General features: G+C 64.7%; 14 protein-coding genes. 12 read left to right on the forward strand and 2 right to left on the reverse strand.

All coding sequences use genetic code 11. The features are described from left to right. The first annotated feature begins 137 nt into the window (after nucleotides 1-137). From BM026_RS27290 to BM026_RS27340, 11 genes are all read left to right on the forward strand, one after another. Nucleotides 138-2312: an FUSC family protein gene (locus BM026_RS27290; protein WP_371914426.1), complete on the forward strand. Its 2175-nt coding sequence runs from the start codon at nucleotides 138-140 to the stop codon at nucleotides 2310-2312. A gap of 129 nt (nucleotides 2313-2441) precedes the next feature. After that, a complete protein-coding gene (locus BM026_RS27295; protein WP_092245389.1) occupies nucleotides 2442-3758 on the forward strand; it encodes an OprD family outer membrane porin in 1317 nt (438 codons plus the stop codon). Nucleotides 3759-3834: 76 nt separating this feature from the next. Further along, a complete protein-coding gene (locus tag BM026_RS27300; RefSeq protein WP_092245392.1) occupies nucleotides 3835-4278 on the forward strand; it encodes a CopD family copper resistance protein in 444 nt (147 codons plus the stop codon). 292 nt (nucleotides 4279-4570) lie between these two features. Continuing rightward, a complete protein-coding gene (locus BM026_RS27305; RefSeq protein ID WP_093530746.1) occupies nucleotides 4571-5746 on the forward strand; it encodes an NnrS family protein in 1176 nt (391 codons plus the stop codon). Between the two features lie 9 nt (nucleotides 5747-5755). After that, nucleotides 5756-6172 carry a hypothetical protein gene (locus BM026_RS27310; protein WP_092245398.1) on the forward strand — a complete coding sequence of 139 codons (417 nt, stop codon included), beginning with the start codon at nucleotides 5756-5758 and terminating at the stop codon, nucleotides 6170-6172. A gap of 100 nt (nucleotides 6173-6272) precedes the next feature. Beyond that, a complete protein-coding gene (gene pdxH / locus BM026_RS27315; RefSeq protein ID WP_092245401.1) occupies nucleotides 6273-6920 on the forward strand; it encodes a pyridoxamine 5'-phosphate oxidase in 648 nt (215 codons plus the stop codon). A gap of 83 nt (nucleotides 6921-7003) precedes the next feature. Next, entirely contained in the window at nucleotides 7004-7558 is a 555-nt protein-coding gene (gene moaB / locus BM026_RS27320) for a molybdenum cofactor biosynthesis protein B (protein ID WP_093512647.1), read from the forward strand. Continuing rightward, on the forward strand, nucleotides 7555-8781 hold the full coding sequence (gene glp, locus BM026_RS27325) for a molybdopterin molybdotransferase MoeA (RefSeq protein WP_093530747.1): 1227 nt from the start codon (nucleotides 7555-7557) through the stop codon (nucleotides 8779-8781). The genes moaB and glp overlap by 4 nt, the downstream gene beginning before the upstream one ends. A gap of 9 nt (nucleotides 8782-8790) precedes the next feature. Beyond that, nucleotides 8791-9786, forward strand: a complete 996-nt coding sequence (locus BM026_RS27330) for a ubiquinone anaerobic biosynthesis protein UbiU (RefSeq protein ID WP_092245410.1) — start codon at nucleotides 8791-8793, stop codon at nucleotides 9784-9786. Nucleotides 9787-9796: 10 nt separating this feature from the next. Continuing rightward, a complete protein-coding gene (locus tag BM026_RS27335) occupies nucleotides 9797-10687 on the forward strand; it encodes a U32 family peptidase (protein ID WP_092245413.1) in 891 nt (296 codons plus the stop codon). Beyond that, entirely contained in the window at nucleotides 10681-11148 is a 468-nt protein-coding gene (locus BM026_RS27340) for a ubiquinone anaerobic biosynthesis accessory factor UbiT (protein WP_093530749.1), read from the forward strand. Before BM026_RS27335 ends, BM026_RS27340 begins: the two co-directional genes overlap by 7 nt. A 427-nt stretch (nucleotides 11149-11575) precedes the next feature. Here the strand turns inward: BM026_RS27340 and narL are convergent, their stop codons facing one another. Both narL and BM026_RS27350 read right to left on the reverse strand, forming a co-directional pair. Then, nucleotides 11576-12223: a two-component system response regulator NarL gene (gene narL, locus BM026_RS27345; RefSeq protein ID WP_092245419.1), complete on the reverse strand. Its 648-nt coding sequence runs from the start codon at nucleotides 12221-12223 to the stop codon at nucleotides 11576-11578. Next, nucleotides 12220-14022: a HAMP domain-containing protein gene (locus BM026_RS27350; RefSeq protein WP_093512644.1), complete on the reverse strand. Its 1803-nt coding sequence runs from the start codon at nucleotides 14020-14022 to the stop codon at nucleotides 12220-12222. The genes narL and BM026_RS27350 overlap by 4 nt, the downstream gene beginning before the upstream one ends. Nucleotides 14023-14332: 310 nt before the next feature. On the opposite strand from BM026_RS27350, the gene BM026_RS27355 reads away from it, so the two are divergent. Continuing rightward, complete coding sequence (locus tag BM026_RS27355) at nucleotides 14333-15583, forward strand: MFS transporter (RefSeq protein ID WP_081049362.1); 1251 nt, start codon at nucleotides 14333-14335, stop codon at nucleotides 15581-15583. The last annotated feature ends 1 nt before the right edge of the window (nucleotide 15584 follow it).

A 15584-nucleotide genomic window follows, 5' to 3' on the forward strand; every position in this document is an offset into this window, starting at 1 on the left:
CGGGCCGCTGTAAACGCTATTTATTGTGGTATTTCGCGTAACAGTCATTCACGTTCTGGATGACTTACCGACCCTGGCGCAACCGCCTAAAGTCGCCGGCCTTGTGTGCCAGCCAGCTTGTCGGGAGTCCCTGTTTCGTGCAACCGCTCACTGATTTTTCACGCCGGCTCAGAGCACTGCCCTGGCGCCGGGGTTTCCTGGAATGGGCGCGCACCGACGGGGTGATGTGGGTCTACCTGTTCAAGGTGTTGATCGCTTCGTACCTGGCCTTGTGGCTGTCGATGCGCCTGGAGTTGCCGCAGCCCGGCACGACGATCACCACGGTGTTCATCGTGATGCAGCCCTATAGCGGGCATGTCCTGGCCAAAAGCGTCTACCGCGTGATGGGTACGCTGGTGGGGTCGTCGTTCATGGTGCTGTTGATGGCGCTGTTCGCCCAGAACACCGAGCTGTTCCTGGCCGGGCTGGCCGCGTGGGTGGGCGTGTGCTCATATGGCGCGGCGCGCAATCGTCATTTTCGCGCCTATGGGTGGGTGCTGGCGGGGTATACCGCGGTGATGGTCGGCTTGCCGGTGGTGGGGCACCCGGAGCAGGTGTTCATGGCGGCGGTGTGGCGGGTGTTGGAGATCACCCTGGGCGTGCTGTGCGCCACCGCGATCAGCGCAACGCTGCTGCCCAGCACGGCGGGCGCCGCCATGCGCAATACCCTGTACCAACGCTTTGGTCGTTTCGCCGGATTTGTCGTGAGCGGTCTGCGCAGTACCCACGACCAGGCGGCGTTCGAGGTCGCCAACCTGCGCTTCATCGCCGAGGCTGTGGGCCTGGAAGGGATGCGCAGCGTCAGTGTGTTCGAAGACCCTTACATGCGCCGACGCAAGGGGCGGCTGGATCGGCTCAACGTCGAGTTCATGGCCATCACCACGCGTTTCAATGCCCTGCATCAGTTGCTCGACCGAGTGCAGATGCGCGGTGCCACGGCGGTGCTGGAAGCTGTGGGCCCGACACTCAAGGCGCTGGTCAATGTGCTGGAACCGTTCGCCGGGCAGGTACTCACAGACCTGGATGCGGCACATTTGTCGACACGCCTGAAGCGTTATATCCACGGGCTGCCGGGCCAGGTCCGCCACCGGCGCGCCGAGTTGGCGCAGGCGCATCCGCCCGCCGATGACCTGCTGGATTTTCACACGGCCTGCGAGTTGCTTTATCGCTTCGTCGACGAGTTGTACAGCTACGCCCAGACCCATGCTTCCCTGACCGATCACAGCCACCGGCGTGAGCGTTGGGCCGAGCCTTTTCAGCCACAGACCCACTGGCTGGCAGCGGTAGGCGCCGGCCTGCGTGCCGCAGTGGTGCTGTTGGTGTTGTGTGCGCTGTGGATCGCTACCAGCTGGCCCAGTGGCGCGGCGATGACCCTGGTGTCCGCGCTCACGGTGGGGCTCTCGGCGTTCTCCCCCAACCCCCGGCGCATGTCGTTCCAGATTGCCTGTGGGACAGTGTTGGCGGCGGTCATCGGGATTTTCGAGGTGTTCTTCGTCTATCCCCGGATCGATGGGTTCCCGTTACTGTGCCTAGTGATTGCGCCGGTGATCATGCTGGGGTCGTTTTGGTTGGCCAAACCACAGTGGGCGGGCTACGGTCTGGGCATGCTGGTGTTTTTCGGCACCAGCTCGGTGCCCGGCAACCTCACGCTCTACAACCCTTATGGCTTGATCAATGACTACCTCGCCATGGTGTTCGGCATGCTGGTGTGCGCGGCAGCAGGGGCGATCATTCTGCCGCCCAACAGCCCCTGGTTGTGGCGTCGGTTGGAACAGGACCTGCGCCGGCGGGTCGTGTTCGCCCTCCACGCACCCTTGCCGGCGCTGGGCTCGGGTTTCGAAAGCGGCACCCGTGACCTGCTTAACCAGGCCCATGGCTTGTCCGCCGGCCAGCCGCAGGTGCAACACCGCCTGCTACGCTGGACGTTCGTGGTGCTTGACGTCGGCCATGCCCTGATCGAACTGCGCCGTGAGCAGGCGCAGTTGCCGGCGCTGGCCTGCTACGCCGAAACCACCGCGTGGCGCCAGGCGCTACGTGCCATGGGGCGGGCGTTGGCACGCCTGTTCACCCAGCCGGGGCATGCACGGTGGCAACGTGCACTGGCACGCGTCGAACACGCAATCGAGTGCGTGCAGGACACCGTCGAACCTTTCGAAGCGCACTTTGAGACCTCGGCCTTGCGCCGGGTGGAAAGTTACCTGCACTTCATCCGTACCTCACTGCTGGACACGCGCTCGCCATTCGCTGGATTGTTACCCAAACTGAAAAAGTGATTGGCGGTTTTGCCGGCTTTTTCCCGGCCACGCAACGCTATACCGTGCGCGCTCCCGTTGACTGCAGCCCCCCTGGCACAACAAAAACAGCGCTGCGACGGGGCGCCTCAATCACTTCTCGGAGCCTTCATGAACCACAAGACTTGCCTGGCGCTCGCCGTCTCCATCGGCGCTGCGCAGCAGGCGGCTGCATCGGGTTTTATCGATGACAGCAAAGCCAGCCTCGACCTGCGCAACTTCTACTACAACCAGGACACCCGCAACGCCAAGGCCGCCTCGGACAAGGAATGGGGCCAGGCCTTTATGTTCAACTACCAGTCCGGTTTCACCGAAGGCACGGTCGGCTTGGGTCTGGACCTGCAAGAGTGGTACGGCCTGCGCCTGGACGCCTCCGGCCGGGCCGGCAAGTCCGGTGCCGACAACACCCCCGGCAGCGTCTTCCCGCTGGACGATGGCAAGGCCGCCCATGACTTCAGCAAGACCGGCGTCACCGGCAAACTGCGCATTGCCCAGACCCAACTCAAGGCCGGCAGCCTGACGCCCAGGCTGCCGGTGCTGACCACCGAAGACGGGCGCCTGTTGCCCCAGACTTTCCGCGGCTATCAGGTGGAGTCCAGGGACTTCAAGGACATCAACCTGATCGCGGGCAAGATCGAGCAGGTCGTGGACCGCAATTCCAGCAACGGCCAAGGCCTGTCGATTGCCGGCGCCAATGACCCGGTCAAGGGCAAGTCCAGTCACCAGTTCTACTACGGCGGCGTGGATTACACCGTCAGCAAGCAACTGCAGGTGCAGTACTACTACGCCAGCCTGGAGAACTTCTACCAACAGCACTTCCTGGGCCTGGTGCACAACTGGCAACTGCCGGTGGGGCAGCTCAAGAGCGACCTGCGGTATTTCTACAGCACCGCCGACGGTAAGAACGGCAGTGCGTCGGGCCGGAGCGAAGGTTATGTCGGCTCGGGCTACTACGCGCCCGGCGTCACCACAGGCAAGGTCGACAACCGCTTGTGGAGCGCACTGTTCACCTATGGCTTGAGCGGGCATTCGCTGAGCCTGGGCTACCAGAAAACCACCGGGCAAAGTGACTTCCCGCACATCAACCAGGGGCAGGGCCGTTCGCTTTACCTGATCACCAACTCCCAGTCGCTCAAGTTTGTGAATGCCGGCGAACAGGCCATGGTGGGCAGTTATGCCTATGACTTTGCCAGCCTGGGCGTACCGGGGTTGCGCTCCAGTGTGACTTACATTCACGGCAGCCATATCCGCACCGCCGGCCGCGACAACAGCGAATGGGAGCGCGACCTGCGCCTGGACTACGTGATCCCCACCGGTGCCTTGAAAGGGCTGGGCTTTACCTGGCGCAGTGCGGTATTGCGCGGCAATGACACGGCGGACAAGGACGAGACGCGGCTGATTGTCAGCTACAGCATCCCGTGGCTGTAACGGGCTTGACCGACGTCAAGGCGCGCAAGCCTCCAGGCCGCCACACTGTCGCCTCGACGCCACCTGCGAGGCCACCATGCTTTACCTGCTGTTTCTGCTGGCCCATCTGTTCGCCGCGCTGATCTTCATCGGCACGGTGTTTTTCGAAGTGCTGATCCTGGGCGGTCTGCATCGGCAATTGCCGGCGCGGGTGATGCTGCAGGTCGAGCAAGGCATCGGTGTGCGTGCCCGGGCGCTGATGCCGTGGGTGTTGCTGGTGCTGTTCGGCGCCGGGCTGGGCATGGTCGGCTTGCGTTACCTGCCGGTGTTGGCCGCGCCGTTCGCGTCGTCGTTCGGCACCCTGTTGACCCTCAAGCTGATCCTCGCCGCCAGTGTGCTGCTGCACTTTCTGCTGACGATGCTGCGCATGCGCCGTGGCCGGGTGAGTGCGGCTTACCTGCGGGTTATCCATCTGAGCCTGTTCGGGCATATGGTCGCCATCGTGCTGTTGGCCAAGAGCATGTTTTACCTGACCTGGTAAAGCCCTTGATGCACATCAAGGTACGCCGTGGCGTCGCACCGATGAGGGTTTCACGGTGCACGGTGATTGCAGCCGCATTGGTCTGGGTCTGTTCGGCTGACACTAGCGGGACGTGCCCTCGGCAAACTCGATCTTGTTGACCCGCTGGTGCAGGCGCACGCACAGCGTGCCGAGCAAGGCGAACTTGCTCCGAGGTTAATCCGGTTGCCCTTGGCGCAGCTTGATCTGCGACAAGGGCAAGATGCGCACACCGGCGCACCATCGGCGCAGTGATAAATTCAGGAGCCCTGCCATGCACGTACTGGATCGACGCAAGGCCATGTCGATTACCCCGCTGTTTCGCCTGGCCTTCCGGCCGTTTTTCCTCGGTGCCTGCCTGTTGGCCGCGCTGGCGGTGCCGCTGTGGCTGCTGGCCCTGGGCGGCATGACCGGCAGTTGGCAACCGGCCGGCGGCTGGCTGGCCTGGCATCGGCATGAACTGCTGTTCGGCTTTGGCCTGGCGATCATCGCCGGTTTCTTGCTGACGGCGGTGCAGACCTGGACCGGTCGTCCCGGACTCAGCGGAGCACCGTTGGGCGCACTGGCGGCGCTGTGGCTGGCGGCGCGCGTGGGCTGGTTGCTCGACCTCCCGCTGCCATTGCTGGTGGTGCTGGAACTGAGCTTCCCGCTGGCTGTGGCGGGCGTGATGGGATGGACGCTGTGGCAGGTGCGGCAGACGCGCAATTATCCGATTGTGCTGGTGCTGGTATTGCTGGCGGTGGCCGATGGCTTGTCACTGTATGACCAGGGCCTGCAGCGCCAGGCGGTGTTGACCGGCCTCTGGCTGGTGGCGGCGATGATGGGGCTGATCGGCGGGCGGGTGATCCCGTTTTTCACCCAGCGCGGCCTGGGTCGGGTCGCGGCGGTCAAGCCCTGGCCCTGGTTGGATCACCTGCTGTTGGGCGGTTCGATTCTAGTGGGGCTGTTGTATGCCGGTGGGGTGGCCTTGTTGCCACGGGCCTGGATCGGTGTGCTGTTCGCGCTGCTGGGCGTGGGCCACCTGCTGCGCCTGGCGCGTTGGCATGATCGCGGCCTGTGGCGGGTGCCGCTGCTGTGGTCCCTGCACCTGGCCTATGCCTGGCTGGCGCTGGCGTGCCTGGGCATGGCGCTGTGGCATTTTGGCGTGCCGCTCAACCCGAGCCTGGCGGTGCACGCCTTGACCATCGGCGCCATGGCCGGGTTGATCCTGGCGATGATCGCGCGGGTCAGCCTGGGCCATACCGGCCGGCCATTGCAGCCGCCCTCGGGGATGACCCTGGCCTTTGCGCTGCTGAACCTGGCGTGTGTGTGCCGGGTGCTGCTGGTGCTGGTGTGGCCGGTGGCGGCGTTGTGGCTGGCCGCGCTGTGCTGGTCCGTCGGCCTGGGGCTGTACCTGTGGCGCTACGGGCCGATGCTGTGGCAGGCGCGTGTCGACGGGCATCCGGGTTAGGAGAGATCCATGTATTCAGTGCTATTGATGGTTCATCTGCTGGCGGCCAGCGCGTTCATCGGCACGCTGTTTTTTGAAGTGGTGATCTGGCACAGCGCCCGGGAGGAGTTGGCCTGGTCCGCGCAGTTCACCTGCGACCAGGCGATTGCCCGGCGCTCGCGACGGGTGCTGCATCTGGTGGTCATCGTGCTGTACGGCGCGGGCCTGGGGCTGGCCTGGCACTACTGGGGCGTGCCGTGGAACAGTCGTTTTGCGTGGCTGCTGAGCCTGAAAATCCTGCTGGCCCTGAGCATCATCGGGCACTACCTGTTGCTGGCGTACTGGCTGGGTAAACAGCGCCTGAGCGCCAAGCGTGCACGGTGGATTCGGCGCAGCATCCTCGCGCACATGGTGCTGATCGTGATCATCGCCAAGTCGTTGTGGTAAGCGGTATGCGGCGTCATGCCGCGGCCGATTGTTGATCGCGGTCAAGGGATAACGGTGCGCCAGTTCCCACACTGTGGCGAACTTTCTGGAGGACCGCGCCATGCCCCTGTCCCTTGCGCAATTGCGCCGCAACTACACCCTCTACGGCCTTCGCGACGACTGCCCGCAGGCCGACCCGCTGGAGCTGTTCGGCCAGTGGCTGGACCAGGCCCGCAAGACCGAAGTGCCGCCGGCCGAGGCCAACAGCATGGCCCTGGCCACGGTGGACGGCCAGGGGCATGCCCACTGCCGCATCCTGCTGCTCAAGGGCTTCAGCGCCGACGGGTTTTTCTTTTTTGGTAATTACCAGAGCGCCAAGGGCCATGAACTGGCGGACAACCCCCATGCCGCCATGACGTTCTTCTGGCCGGGCCTGGAGCGCCAGGTGCGTATCGAAGGCCCGGTGGTGAAGGCCGATGCCGAGCTGTCGGACGACTACTTCGATGCCCGCCCGGCCGCCAGCCAGTTGGGCAGCTGGGCCTCGCCCCAGAGCCAGCCCCTGGCCCATCGCAGCGAGTTGGAAGGGCGCCTGCGCGAGGTCACCGAGCGTTTTGCCGGGCGCCAGCCGCCCCGGCCCGAGCACTGGGGCGGCTACTGCCTGCAACCCCGGCGCATTGAGTTCTGGCAAGGCCGGCCAGACCGCTTGCACGACCGCCTCGACTACCGCCTGCATGACAGCGGGTGGCAGCGCACGCGCCTGGCCCCCTGACGGCATACCTCCTTCGAGGAATAGGCCCTGCGCCCGATGCGGCGCAGGCTGGACGCATCTTTTCAACGCCTGGAGCCTGGATCATGGCCCATCTGACCCAATGCAGTTTCGTTTCCCTGAACATCGCGGTGCTGACCATCAGCGACACCCGCACCTACGACACCGACACCTCCGGGGACACGCTGGTGGACCGCCTGCAACGTGCCGGCCACATGCTGATCGACCGGGGCATCGTGATGGATGACATCTACCAGATCCGCGCACGCGTCTCGCAATGGATCGCCGACCCGCAGGTGCAAGTGGTGCTGATGACCGGCGGCACCGGCTTCACCGCGCGCGACAACACGCCCCAGGCGGTGTTGCCGCTGCTGGACAAACAGGTGGATGGCTTTGGCGAGTTGTTCCGCCAGGTATCGCTGGCGGAAATCGGCATGTCGACCCTGCAATCCAGGGCCCTGGCCGGTTTCAGCAACGGCGTGCTGGTGTGCTGCATGCCCGGTTCGCCGGGGGCCTGTCGTACTGCCTGGGACCAGATCCTGGTTGGCCAGTTGGACAGCCGTACCGGCCCGTGCAATTTTGCGCCGCACCTCAAGCCGCAACTCGATCAGAGCCTCGCTGCCTGTGAGGCACGCTCATGAGTACCTGCGACAGCGGCGACCTGCTGCCGGTAGAGGAGGCCATCGAGCAGTTGCTGGCCCAGGCGCCGCCGCCACCGGCCACCGAAATGCTTGCGTTGGCCCAGGCCCTGGGCCGGGTGACCGCCGAAGAGGTGTTCTCGCCCCGCGACCTGCCGGGTTGGGACAACAGCGCCATGGACGGCTACGCCCTGCGCGCGTTTGACGTGCCGGAGCAGGGCGGCTACCTGGAAGTGGTCGGGCGGATCGCCGCCGGGCACAGCACGGATGTGCCGTTGCAGCCCGGGCAAGCCGTGCGCATCTTCACCGGCGCGCCGCTGCCGCCGGGCGCCGATAGCGTGGTGCCGCAGGAACGCTGCCGGGTGTATGGCCAGCGCATCTGGTGCCCGCCGTTGCGCCTGGGCGAACACGTTCGCAAGCGCGGCGAAGAGCTGCAACGCGGGCAACGGGTACTGAGCACCGGCAAACGCCTGCGCGCCCAGGAGCTCGGCCTGCTGGCGGCGGCGGGCATTCCCCGGGTCAAGGTCTACCGGCCACTGCGCGTGTGCCTGCTCAGCAGTGGCGATGAACTGCGCGAGCCGGGCGAGTCGCTGGCGCCGGGGCAGATCTACAACAGCAATCGCTACCTTGTGGCGGCGTTGCTGCGTGGCTGGGGCGTGGAGGTACACGACTACGGCGTGATGGCCGACGCCCTGGCGGCCAGCCGCGATGCGTTGATGCTGGCCTCGTCTGAGTGCGACCTGCTGCTGACCACCGGCGGCGTGTCGGTGGGTGAAGAGGACCATCTCAAACAGGCGATCCAGGCACTGGGCAAGGTCGAGTTCTGGCGCCTGGCGATCCAGCCCGGCAAACCCCTGGCGTTCGGCCAAGTGGCCGGCAAACCCTGGATCGGCCTGCCGGGCAACCCCACCGCCGCGCTGGTCACCACGCTGATCGTGGTGCGCCCGTTCCTGCTGCGCGCCCAAGGTGTGGAGCGGGTGTTGCCGGTGCCTGTCAGCGTGCCGGCGGCCTTCGAGTGGCTCAAACCCAACAAGCGCCGCCAGTACCTGCGTGCGCGCTTGAGCCCCGACAGCGATGGGCAGCTGCGCGCCATCCTGCACCCCCAGCAAAGCTCGGCGATGCTCGCCGCCGCCTGCTGGGCCGATGGCCTGGTGATCGTCGAGCGCGAGCAGCAGGTGCTCAAGGGTGCCGCCGTGCCGTTCCTGTCGTTTGCCGATTTTCAATAAGGAGCCACCATGCAACTGGTCTGCCCGGCAGGCAACCTGCCTGCGCTGAAAGCCGCTGTACGCCAAGGCGCCGACGCGGTGTACGTGGGTTTTCGCGATGACACCAATGCCCGGCACTTCGCCGGGCTGAACATGGACGACAAGCAGTTCGACGCTGCTGTCGCCCATATCCGCCAGCACCAGCGCAAGCTCTACGTGGCGGTCAACACCTACCCGCAACCGAAAATCTGGTCGCGCTGGCAACGCGCCGTGGACCGTGCCGCCGACCATGGCGTGGACGCCCTGATCGCCGGCGACCCCGGCGTGCTCGGCTACGCCGCGCAACGTCATCCACAGCTGGCGTTGCACCTGTCGGTGCAGGGCTCGGCCACCCATGCGGCGGCGTTGAAATTCTATGTGGAGCGCTACGGCATCCGGCGCGCCGTGTTGCCTCGGGTGTTGTCGTTGGCCCAGGTCAAGCAGGTGGCGGCCAGCGGCACGGTGCCCATCGAGGTGTTCGGCTTTGGCAGCCTGTGCATCATGGCCGAAGGGCGTTGCCATCTGTCCTCCTACATCACCGGCGAATCCCCCAACCTGTGCGGCGTGTGTTCGCCGGCCAAGGCGGTGCGCTGGAGCGAGGACGCCGATGGCCTCAGCGCACGCCTGAGCGAAGTGCTGATCGACCGCTACACCCCGGACGAACCCGCCGGCTACCCGACCCTCTGCAAGGGCCGCTTCCTGGTGGGCGGCAAGCGCTTTCATGCGCTGGAAGAGCCCACCAGCCTCGACACCCTGGACCTGTTGCCCGAACTCAGTGCCATCGGCGTGGAAGCGGTGAAGATCGAAGGCCGGCAACGCAGCCCGGCCTATGTGGAGCAAGTTACCCGCGTATGGCGCGCCGCCCTCGACGCCCATCGCAGCAGCCCGGCCCATTTCGCGGTCCAGGACCAATGGCGCCAGGTGCTTGCCGGGCTTTCCGAAGGCAGCCAGACCACCCTGGGGGCTTACCATCGTGCATGGCAATGAGGACACACACATGAAACTCAGCCTGGGACCGGTGCTGTTTTATTGGGACAAGGAACAGTTGGGGCGCTTCTACGCCGACATGGCCGCCTTGCCCCTGGACGTGATTTACCTGGGGGAAACCGTGTGCGCCAAACGCCGCGCGCTGAACCTGGATCAATGGCTGGGCCTGGGGCGTGAGTTGCAGGCGTGCAGCCCGGCGCAGATCGTGCTGTCGAGCCTCACCCTGATCGAAGCCGCCTCCGAACTCTCCAGCCTGCGCCGCCTGTGCGACAACGGCGAGTTGCTGGTGGAGGCCAACGACATGGGCGCCGTGCAGTTGCTAATCGAGCGCAAAGTGCCCTTTGTCGGTGGCCCGGCGCTCAACCTCTACAACGGCCACGCTCTGGTGCAACTGCTCGACGCAGGCATGCAACGCTGGGTGCCGCCGGTGGAATGCTCCCACGGGCTGATCGCCGATGTGCTGGAGCAGGTCCGCGAACTGGGGCGGCCGCTGCCCGAGGTGGAGATCTTCGCCTACGGCCATTTGCCCCTGGCGTACTCGGCGCGCTGCTTCAGCGCCCGTGCGGAAAACCGGCCCAAGGACGACTGTCAGTTCTGTTGCATCAATTACCCGGATGGCATGGCGTTGACCAGCCAGGAGGGGCAGGCGCTGTTTACCTTGAATGGGATTCAGACGATGTCCGCCGAGGTGACCAACTTGCTGGCGGACTATCCCGGTCTGGTGGCCTGTGGCGCCGACCTGTTGCGCCTGAGCCCACGGGCCGAGGGCATGGCCGAGGTGGTGCGTGCCTTCGACGAGGTGCGCCAGGGGGCCACGCCGCCGTTGGTGGTGAGTGGCTGCAACGGTTACTGGCATGGGCAGGCCGGCATGTTACGGGTCGAGGAGGTGGGGTTGTGTTGAGTCGCAAGCAATGGTTGCTCAAGGGCGCTGACCGGGTATTGCCGCTGGTTCGCCGTGTGCCTTTCGCAGTGCAGCGCCTGGCGTTGCAACAGGGGCTCAACCGCTGCCTGGCCGAGCCGCTGCGCGACGGCGGTTTTGACCTGCTGCGCGGGCGCTGGCTGTGCCTGCGGATTCCGGACCTGGGTTTGTGCTGGTACCTGACATTGACGCGGGACGGGTTGCGGATTGCGCAGAAGGCGCAGGCCCAGGTGACCATCAGCGGCAATTGGCGCGAATTTCTATTGCTGGCCAGTCGGCAGGAAGACCCGGATACGTTGTTCTTCCGGCGGCGCCTGGTGATCGAAGGGGACACGGAGCTGGGGTTGGGTTTGAAGAACCTGATCGACAGCCTCGACTCGGAGGTCTTGCCGCCCTGGTTGTGGCGCAATCTGGAGCGGGCCGGGCGGGGGCTTGCGACCTGACGGCATCTGCGCCCTGGGGGTTGGGGTATGCCTCGTTGGGGGGGCTCGGTGGGCATATGTCGGTGGGCATATCCGTTTCTTCGGTAACGGCCGCCTATGGTTCCGCCCTTACGGCGGATCACTTTTGAAAAGAGCCGAAAAGTAACCAAACCAGGATGAACGCGGCGACCTCACTGTTTTTGGGGGCTGCTTCGCAGCCCGACGCGGGGCAAGCCCGCTCGCCACAGTAAGTGTGGGTTACACAGCATAAAAAGCGTATCTGCGATGCGCAGCGAGTCGCTCTTGCTTTTGATCTTCGGCGCCCCGTCAACCCTGTGTCCGGTCCATACAGCGCTCTTCCAAAAGTGACCCGCTGTAAGAGCGGAACCGTCAGCAGCCGTTACCTAAATAACGGATATGTACTCACACCCCTCAACCTCAAAAAAACTCACCCGACCTGCCTCAAATGCTCCATCGCCCAAACCGCCGCTTCCACCCGCGACCTCAACCCCAGCTTATGCAGCAAATTCTTCACATGCACCTTCACCGTCCCCTCGGTAATCCCCAACTTATGCCCGATCACCTTGTTGCTGTAGCCACTGGCAATCGTCTTCAACACCTGCCGCTCCCGCTCGGTCAATTCCACCGCCGCATGGGGTTGCGGCGAGCGCAACGCCTGGGCCAGGACCCTGGTCAAGCCAGGGCTGATCACCAAAGCGCCATGCAACGCATCACGGATAAACTCGACCACCAATTCCGGCTCCATGTCCTTGAGCAGATACCCATTGGCATCCAGGCGCAGCGCATCGCGAATATCGTCTTCGGCGTCGGACACGGTAAACAGCAACACCTTGCCCGCGTAGTCCATGGCCCGCAGGCGGCGCAGGGTTTCCAGGCCGTTCATCTGCGGCATGTTGTTGTCCAGCAGCACCAGGTCCGGTTGCAGGCTGGCGATCCGGTCGAGGGCTTCCTGGCCGTTGCCGGCCTCGCCGACCACGTGCAGGTCATCTTCCAGTTCGAGGATCTGGCGCATGCCGTGGCGCATCATCGGGTGGTCGTCGACCAGCAGGATCCGGTGACGAAGAGGGACGTTCATGAGGTGCTGCCTTGTAGGGTGTGGCCGAGGAATTCCGGCTGGAAACGCAGTTGCACGCGGGTGCCCTGGGGCTCGCGTGGGCTGATCTCAAGCAGGCCGTGCAGGCTGCGGGCGCGTTCGTCCATGATGGTCAGGCCGTGGTGTTCGCGCTGGTCGACGGCGCCGCAGAAGCCCCGGCCATCATCTTCGATGCTCAGGCTCACGGTTTCGCCGACCTGGCGCAGTTGCAGCCAGGCATTCTGTGCATGGGCGTGGCGCAGGCAGTTGGACAGCGCCTCGCGGGTGATCTGCAGCATGTGAATCTGCTCGCTGGCCGACAGCTGGAAGGCCAGGGCGTCCGCGTGCAAGTGCACCTGGAATTCGCCGCGTCGGGAGAATTCTTCGGCGGTGTCCTGCAGCTCCTGCACCAGCCCGGCGTCGTGGATCTGCAGGCGGAAGGTGGTGAGCAATTCGCGCAGTTGGCGGTAGGCGTTGTTCAGGCCATCGCGCAGTTCGCTGGTGACGGAGGCCAGGGTTTCCACCGGCTCGCCACGGCGGATCAGGGTTTGCATGCGGCTCACTTGCAGCTTCATGTAGGACAGCGCCTGGGCCAGGGAGTCGTGCAGTTCGCGGGCGATGATGGTGCGCTCGTCCAGCAGCAACAGGCGGTGGTCCTGCTCGCGCTGGCGCTTGAGCGACAGCGAGGTGCCGATCAGGTTGGCCAGGGCCTGGATCAGTTGTTTTTCCCAGTCCTGGGGCGGGTGGCCATCGAGGAAGTGCGCCTTGAGTTCGCCCAGTTCCGTGCCCTGGTTACTGATACTGAACACCTGCGGTGGTGCGGCCTTGTGTTTCTGGCAGGTGGCGCAGTCGCCGATGGCGCACACGTTGCGGCTGTTCTCGCCGTGCAGGGCCAGCATCTGCTGGGCCGGGGCAAGGAAGTGACCTTGCAGGCACAGCGACAGGCGCAGGCCCGGCAGGCGTTTCTGGAAGCGCCGGATCAGTTCATCCAGGCCCTCGGCGTTGGCCAGGCGCGTGGCCAGGCTGCGGCTGCTCTGGTAGAGCAGTTCGAGGGCGGCGTTGGCTTGTTGCAGGTTGAGGGTCTTGAGCTGTACCTGGGTTTCCAGGGTGCGATGGGAGGCCTCGATGGTCTCGGCCATGGCGTTGAAACTCAGGGCCAGTTGACCCAGTTCATCCTCGGAGCGGTGGTTGACCCGGGTCTTGAAGTCGCCGTCGCGAAAACGCCGGGTGGCGTGCACCAGTTCTTCCAGCGGGTTGACCACGCCGTACTGCAACTCGTACAGACCGAGCAGCAGGATGATCAAGGTGCTGAACAATGCCAGGCCCTGGATGCCTTGCTGCCAGCTCTGCTTCTGTTCGCTCTGTTGCTGCAACAGGCTGACGAACTGGTTCAGTTGCTCGACGAACGCCGGCGCGCGGGCCTGGAACAAGTCGGCATCACCGCGGATTACCGCCGGGCGCAGTTCGGTGTCCCAGCGTTGGCGGATCTGCTGGTAACTCTGCAACAGGGCGCTTTGCGGACCGTCTTCCAACGCCGCCTTGAGCGAGGGGCTGTCGAGCCGGCGTTGCAGGCTCTGGCTGACCTCGGCGACCTCATCCGCGCGCGCGCCGGCCGCCAGCTTCCAGCTGAGGTGGTAGGTCTCCATGCGCACCGAGCCTGCGGTGTTGATCGCTGCGGCGTCGCCCTGGCTGAACCAGGCGATCAGCCCGGCGCTGAGGGAGCTGGCCAGGGCCAGGATCGCGATCAGGATCACCGCCAGGCCGGCGCGGGCGGGCAGGGAGCTGCGCAGCCAGTCAAGCATGACGGTGCAGTCGGAGTGGATGGCAGAGCAGCATGGTCGCACCTGGAGCGGGAAAGGGGGGTGTCAATGGCCTTCCCTGGCGCACTACCTCTAAAGAATTGCCGGCAAACCCTCCCACGGACAAAAGCCGGCACAAGAGAACAATCCATTGATAAATAAAGGCTTTCTCTTGTTCTGGTGCCTACCTCCTTGGAGGTAGACGCGGCGAGCATAGCCCCATACCCACCCGGCGGACGTTGACCTGGGTCAAGTTCCACCCAAGTGCCGCCCCTAACCTGCGCCCATGGAATCACTTTCTGGAGCGCATACCGTGACTCAACCCCGTATAAGACAAGGCCTGGTGCTGGGCATGAGCACCCTGGCCTTCACCGTCTGCTTTATGGTGTGGATGATGTTCGCCGTGCTTGGCGTGCCCATCAAGGAGCTGCTGCAACTCAACGAAACCCAGTTCGGCCTGCTGGCCGCTACGCCGGTATTGACCGGCTCCCTGGTACGCCTGCCACTGGGGCTGCTCACCGACCGTTTCGGCGGGCGCATCGTGTTCTTCCTGCTGATGCTCGCCTGCGTGTTGCCGCTGTACCTGATCACCTACGCCACCGCCTACTGGCAGTTCCTGGTGCTGGGCCTGTTTGTCGGCCTGGCCGGCGGCTCGTTTTCGGTGGGCATCGCCTACGTCGCCAAATGGTTCGACAAGCACAACCAGGGCTTCGCCATGGGCGTGTTCGGCGCCGGCAACGCGGGGGCGGCGGTGACCAAGTTTCTCGCGCCCGGCCTGATCGCCCTCGGCACCTGGCACCTGGTGCCCAAGGTATTCAGCGCAATCCTGTTTATCACCGCGCTGCTGTTCTGGTTCCTCACCAGCGAAAACAAGGCCCACCGCAGCGCCGGCGGCGCCACCTTGCGCCAGCAGTTGCTGTGCCTCAAAGACCCGGCCGTGTGGCGCTACTGCCAGTACTACTCGATTGTGTTCGGCGGCTATGTGGCGCTGGCGCTGTGGGTGACCAAGTACTACGTGCAGGAATACGGTTTCAGCCTGCAAAGCGCCGCGCTGCTGGCCGCGTGTTTCTCGCTGCCCGGTGGTGTGCTGCGCGCGGTGGGTGGCTGGATGTCCGACCGCTGGGGCGCGCAGAGCGTGACCTGGTGGGTGCTGTGGGTGAGCTGGGTGTGCCTGTTCCTGCTCAGTTACCCGCAGACCCAGTTGCAGGTGATGACCGTCAACGGCCCGCTGGATTTCCACATCGGCCTCACCCCTGCGCTGTTCACCGTGCTGCTGTTCGTGATGGGCATCGCCTTCGCGTTCGGCAAGGCCTCGGTGTTCAAGTACATCGCCAATGACTACCCGCAAAACATGGGCGCGGTGTCCGGCATCGTCGGCCTGGCCGGTGGTCTGGGTGGCTTTGTGCTGCCGATTATGTTCGGCGCCCTGGTGGACCTCACCGGCGTGCGCTCTTCCTGCTTCATGTTGATGTACGGCGTGGTCTGGGTGTCCCTGGCCTGGATGTACTTCAGCGAAATCCGCAAACAACCGCTGCTCGGCAAGCCCGCGCTCCAAGGAGAATGAT

Origin of the sequence: Pseudomonas sp. NFPP24, assembly GCF_900112095.1 — a bacterium.
GTDB lineage: Bacteria > Pseudomonadota > Gammaproteobacteria > Pseudomonadales > Pseudomonadaceae > Aquipseudomonas > Aquipseudomonas extremorientalis.